Source organism: Bacteroidia bacterium, assembly GCA_019695265.1.
Classification (GTDB): domain Bacteria; phylum Bacteroidota; class Bacteroidia; order JAIBAJ01; family JAIBAJ01; genus JAIBAJ01.
Window position 1 is genome coordinate 1 of the sequence record JAIBAJ010000150.1, and the last position, 6,203, is coordinate 6,203.

Annotated in this window: 5 protein-coding genes; all 5 read right to left on the reverse strand. The window is 40.2% G+C overall.

The window, feature by feature from the left end; genetic code table 11:
• Window positions 1–692 precede the first annotated feature (692 nt).
• Entirely contained in the window at window positions 693–2,384 is a 1,692-nt protein-coding gene (locus K1X82_14360; GenBank protein MBX7183291.1) for a hypothetical protein, read from the reverse strand.
• The gene (locus tag K1X82_14365; GenBank protein ID MBX7183292.1) at window positions 2,385–3,836 is read right to left on the reverse strand and encodes a B12-binding domain-containing radical SAM protein; all 1,452 of its coding nucleotides are present in this window, start codon (window positions 3,834–3,836) and stop codon (window positions 2,385–2,387) included.
• Window positions 3,837–4,233: 397 nt separating this feature from the next.
• Window positions 4,234–4,710: a hypothetical protein gene (locus tag K1X82_14370; GenBank protein MBX7183293.1), complete on the reverse strand. Its 477-nt coding sequence runs from the start codon at window positions 4,708–4,710 to the stop codon at window positions 4,234–4,236.
• Between the two features lie 167 nt (window positions 4,711–4,877).
• On the reverse strand, window positions 4,878–5,189 hold the full coding sequence (locus K1X82_14375; protein MBX7183294.1) for a helix-turn-helix domain-containing protein: 312 nt from the start codon (window positions 5,187–5,189) through the stop codon (window positions 4,878–4,880).
• Complete coding sequence (locus K1X82_14380) at window positions 5,164–5,541, reverse strand: type II toxin-antitoxin system RelE/ParE family toxin (GenBank protein MBX7183295.1); 378 nt, start codon at window positions 5,539–5,541, stop codon at window positions 5,164–5,166. Before K1X82_14380 ends, K1X82_14375 begins: the two co-directional genes overlap by 26 nt.
• Window positions 5,542–6,203: the final 662 nt, after the last annotated feature.

The following is a 6,203-nucleotide window of genomic DNA, read 5'->3' on the forward strand; positions in this document are numbered from 1 at the left end:
ACCCACTTACCCTTTCGCGCATGTCCATCTTTTAAATCGGTCCTTCCGGAAAATCTGAATCGCAATGTTCAATCTTTTGTACTCGGAAGGCCTACGACATTGCAAGTTTTTCAAGGGAACATCAATTCACAGCCGCGGCGCGCCCCGTGCTGAGCCAGGCCAACGCACGGGGTTCTAACAGGCTTTTGTGCAAGGGCTTATTCGGTTATAAAAATCATTATTCCATTATTTAATCTTTCTTCAAAAAGAAAATTCATTTTTTTTCAAATGACTTAAATACAATGACTTAAATTCTAGTTAGATGGAATTAGGCATTAGAAATACACAAACTCTTCCCGAAATGCTCCGGAAGGTGTAACCTCAATTAAATCAAGTAGTTCAGATTTTCAATCCTCCTAATGATTAAATTGGGTTTAATGGACCTATCGAATAACCTAGGAACTTAATCCAATTGCACAAAGTTAAGGTCGAAGCCATCGGGCAACGATAGAGGCAAGTAGCCCACAGGACCACTACGGCGCTAGCCTAGTGGGACGAGGACTACAGCCGATAGCGTGACCCGAACGCCCATGCACCTTGTTTGGAGCCCTATTAAAAACTAGTTGGGCGGAGGGGGCCCGCATACAAAGTATTAAAAAAATTGTCGTATCCGCTTCGTTGACCTTTTCGGTATAGCCTATGGCAAGCTAACATTATGGCGTTTGCTGTAGACCTGTTGAATGCGGCAAGGAATCTTTCCATTCCACCCTTTTTAACCTTAAATCCGGATAATCGCCTGTATTTAGAAAATCACCAGGGGGTAAAACATCTACCAACTCCAGGTTTTTACCAAACCTCACCTTAAAATAACGTTCCAAAACATGGCTTCTGGATTCGGCAATCAGGAGGTAGGAGTCTGTTTGGTTCAACCAGGTGAAAAACGAAAGCGGATTGGTTGACACGCAATGACAGGTTTGATTCAAAAACCCGGTATACCTGGGCACTATGGAATACGTTGATAAATCGTATAACAGATAACGGTTTTTGTTGCGATTGGTAGCAAGAGGTGAATATGGTTTATCAAACAATTTGAATCCTGAAATGGCCACTACAATGGTTTTCCCTTGAATTTGCTTTTCCAAAGTGTTGAGTGATTTCACATTTCGTTCTACCCTGCTTTTTACAAATTGGTTGTTTTGCTGAATATAGCCCCATGTATGTTGAAATCCATACCAACCCGGCAAAAGGAGTATTCCCAACACCAATAAATTGTTTTTAGGTGTGAAAAAGATCGAACTAACCAAAATAGCACTGAGAAATAGTCCGGTGAAATGCCTTTCAGACAGGTTAACCTGATTATCAACAAGTATAAAAACCAGAAAAACCCAGGCATGGTATAGCATCCAATTCAAAAACTGCCGGGTTAAAGGACGGGAAAAAGAAAAGAGTCCCAGAACCAACCAAATCAAGGTTCCAAATAAGTAGGCTTTGTAAAACCCCAACACATGCCTGGCCGAAGCCAGGTAAGAACTTAATTCAAAATCACTTTCATGGGAAATGATGGATCGGAAGTAGTGTATGTTGGTAAATGCCGTATCAATAAAAAAGGCGTTTCGTGCAAATACATACCGCATCGAATCCAGGGTGCCGGCATCATTGGATAAAGGTTTAAATTTATCCAACGACATGGCGTATTCCACATCGGGCTCCATCAATATTTCCAGGCGATTGGTGAATTGTTGGTGAGTCCACAGGCTTAGAAAGAAAAGCAAGGAACAGGCGATAGGCAAAGAGGCTAGTTTAAGCAGCCTTGTCCAGGGTATCCCTCCCAGAAATAAACCGGGCAAAACCACTACCAAAGCCCCCATTCCGCTTTCGGGCCGGGCTAAAAAACCAAATAAAAAAACGCAGGCATGAAAAAGAAGTTCTTTCCGGCTCTGTTGTTGGTGGTATCCCAGGTTAAACAAAGCCACACCGGCCAGTATGGTTGCAAATCGAGTGTGGGTAATAAAAATTAAATTATCGATTCCAACAAGACAAAAAACAACTTCCATCAAGGCTATTGACCAGTTACCCCAAGCTGCTGTTACCCGGTAAAAGCTGTGGTATAAATAATACAAGGCCAACAAATTGAAAAATATACAGAGGGAATAAAAGACATTCAGTTTTGGCAAGCAGTCTTGCAAGAACATAAAAACCTCCTTTATCCAGATAATTCCGAGATAATGCCAATCCATTAAGGAAAAGTCCGAAAATTGACCAACGCTCATGTTGTTGGTTATTCCGTCGTAGGAATCGTCGTATACAAAGGTAAAGCTCAACCAGGCGACCAGGAAGGAAACCAGGGTCCACAGGGCTGGTTTAAGGCCCAATGGAATAGTGTTTATTTGCCTAATACGTTCCATTTAAGCATTTCGGGAGAACAGGTTTCTAAAAAAGTTTTTGTATAGAATTTGTTCCAGCCTGGATTCGTGCCGGTGAGTAAGCAGATTTTTCAAAGTTCTTACCAAACGCAAGGGTCTAAACAGGTAGTTGCTGCCATAAAAACACACCAAGGCTAACAGGATATAAAACTTGATCAGGGTAGGATTGATCCTTTCGCTATACACTTTTGACGGCCATAAGTCGTAAGATTCAATAATTTCAATCAGGGTTTGATCATTATCGAGTCTTAACTTCCCTTTTTCATTCAACTTTTTAAAAATTTCGCTACCCGGATAGGGAGTAAAAACTGCCATTGCCATATCGTTTGCACCATACCAACTGCAGCGGATCAGGAACCAGAGTGTATGGAAAAAATCGGCATGTGTATCTTCCGGAAATCCGATAATCATGTTTAAATGGATATTGATTCCGGCCCGGTTGGAATGTCTGATGGATTCCAGCATTTTGGGAATTTTCACCTTCTTCTTCACGGTTTTAAGCACTGCTGCCGATCCCGATTCAGGAGCATAGGTAATGTTCGCGCAACCTGCCAGGCGAAGGGCAGTAGCTACTTCAAAGTCGATAGCCTCGGCCCGGGTACCGGAAGGCAACTGAAAGGTAATGTTCAAGCCCCTGCGGTTAATTTCCCTACACATTTCAATAATCCATTCCTTTAGAATAATGGCCGTGAGGTCAAACAAATCAAAATTGGTTACACCATAGGATTTATGGTAATGCTCCAATTCGTCAACAAAATCGGAAGGAGGACGCATAAAATAATTTCTGCCCCACATTTGAGGGCTTGAACAAAACGTGCAATCGTATGGACAACCCCTGGTTGCCATCACAGGCAATGTTCGGCCCCGGTAAACTCCGTGCGACATTTTATTCTCAAAATAAGTCTCTAAAGGGAACAAATGCCAGGCCGGCCAAGGGATATTTTGTACCTCCCTTATTCTTTCTCTTCTGTTGGTTTGAATCACCTTTCCATCTTGTTTAAAGGCAATACCTTTACTATCAGCAACCGGTTTATTTAATTGAATGGACTGAATGAGTTCTACAATAGTTTCCTCGCCTTCCCCTCTAACGATGTAATCCAAAGGAGCCTGAGTAAGGCATAATTCCGGTGCGGCAGTTGCATGTTCGCCTCCGGCAATAAAAGTTGCCTTGGGGAAGCTCTGTTTTAGGCTACTTATAAGCTCCCGGTCATGCAACCAATTGTTGGTAAACATCAAGGCCAGGCAAAACACATCGGGTTCATCCTGAACTTCCTTAATTATTTCATCCGAGGTGAGTCCAAACAAGTAAATGTTATCCCGGAAGATTTGTTTCTTTTCAAAAGAGGTAGCACTGGCATCAATAACCTGAAGTTGATGACCTTCCTTTTCCAAGGCACCGGCAATATAAGCCAGGCCAATTGGAGGAGTTGGCATTAAGGCAAACGAAGCGCCTTTATGCAAAATCGGTGGTTTAATCAAACAAATCTTCATTCACCCTGTTCCATGGTTTACCAGTTCAGACCTCATCCCATTTACACCAAAATAAGCCTAAAATCGAAAAAGATCTTCCGGAAAACCTATATCTTTCTCCATGGCTCATCAAGGAATTATACTCAGTCTGGCATCCCGGGCTCTTGCTCGGGAATTCAAAGCAAATCTAATAGTTTTAGGCTGACACCTGAAACTAGAACAGGAATAATTGCGGTATAAGGTTTTAGGGGGGCAGGTGGTGTAAGCGAAATAACAGACAAATGTGTTTTTGAAGTATAAAATCCAGGTAACAGAAAAAGTGGATTTGAAGTGCAGAACTGATTATGGTTTTTGCCTTGTGTTAGATGTTGTTTTTATACTTTTTCACCACTTCTGTCAATTCCGGTATTATTGGTCTTCCAAGTCCGAGGAATTTGCCGATTTTCTCCCAAAGGTTTTTAGGAGGTTCTTCTTTAAAGTCAAAAAGCTTATGACCGGCGAATTCATTTGGGTAAATGATATTTGAGTCGAAGTCAATTGAAGAAAAAAGTCTACAAACAATTATAGAATTTAGTTTTTCACCAAGTTGTTTTTGGAAACGCTCCATCTCGTTAGCATATGCCGGTATATAATAGGGTTCGTTGTTTTTGTCAACGAAGATTAAATACCAGTCGTTTGCCATAGGGTCTGCAGCAGTAGTCATTTCTCCAATAACTTTAATATTCGCCAATGAAAGTCTTATAAGTTCCTTTCCTTGGCTTTTGAAAACAATATCATCCTTGTTCAATTCTATTGTTCCTGACCACTTGTCATTATCTTCCTTTTGCTTGTCTGTCAATTTCAGTATTTTTTGGCAGTTAACATTCCCGGTGCAGGGGCCGTGCGGACGGCAAAGCACCAAAAATCAAACTTAGCACAAAACTAATTTTGAAAAACCGAAAATACTATTTGAACCGAAAATCCGCATGGCTTTTTCACCGTGTTATATGCGGTTTTACTTCTATTTTAATGGATTGTAAGGGAAATTTTACGTCCAAGTCCATATTCTAAAAGTTTGTAAAGTGTCGAAAGTTGAATGTCGCTATGCCCATTTTCAATTCTTGAAATAAAACTTTTCTTTGTTCCTGTTTTTTCAGCTAACTGTTCTTGTGTCATTGAAGCTAGTCGTCTTTCTTCTTTGATTACTTCACCAATTGCAAAGGCTTTGGCCTTTATTTCAAAATCAGTTCGTTTAGCAGTTCCAACTTTGCCATATTGACTGTCCAAATGTTCCTCAAAGGTTGTTATCTTTTTACTTGTTTGATTTTTTGATTTCATTTTGCTTCTGTTTTAATTTTTCCTCAAAATAGTCGTCCATAATTTTTATTGCTTTATCAAGTTCTTGCCTTGGAGTCTTTTGAGATTTTTTCTGAAAACCATTGAATAATACAACCACTTTACCTTCGTCAAAACAACAGAAAATGCGGTAGATGTTACCTTGAATCTCTACTCTAATTTCATAAAGTCCGTTGGTTCCTTCTAAGTGCTGAAAAAATTTCTGCGGAATTCTATCGGCAACTGATACTAAAAAAAGGACGTAATTAATTTTTTCTTTTACCTTTTCTGGCTGTTGGTCAAAGAAGTCAAGAAAGTAATCTTTGTAGTATATTATTTGCCTTTGTTGCTCCATCAATTCAAAAACAGTACAAAGTTAACGAATAATGGAACATCGGAGAAATAAATGTTCAAAACATCTATTTATGTTTAGGTTAGCTCGGTCCTCCAAAATCGCATATAACTTAAGGCTACCTTCCTCTCCCTTACCCAGCCAATAGCATGCAATTATGTGCATTTTTTATAAATAAAAAAAATGGTTTTAATTTTAGTAATCCTTAACTCCTATTCAATATGCTATGTGCCAAATAATTGGAAAAAGTTACACCCATTTAAAGGCTGCTCTTGACAGCCGTCTTTGGAAGGCCTTCCCATTGTAGTTCCTGCAACATAGCCACTCGCTTCGCTTGAGCTCCACTGTTGTTTATCGTTCCCTACTTTGGCTTCCATCTTCTGAAAAGCATTCAACAAACTGACTGGTTTGTTGATTTAAGACACACACGGTCCGCGGCTTTGCGCAGCGCGGGACTTTCACCCAAATGTATCAATTGAATCTTGATTTTCCAAGCAACAGTGATCTTTCTGGAGACCTTAAATGCCCGCGTTGAGCAAAACCGCTGTTGAACAAAAGCTTCGCTAGCCCCTTTAGACTATCCACGACCTAAAAATAAGCATATTCCGTAGATAAAAGTCAACTTTAATTTTAAAAAGATGACTTTTAAAAAGGAAAACTACACC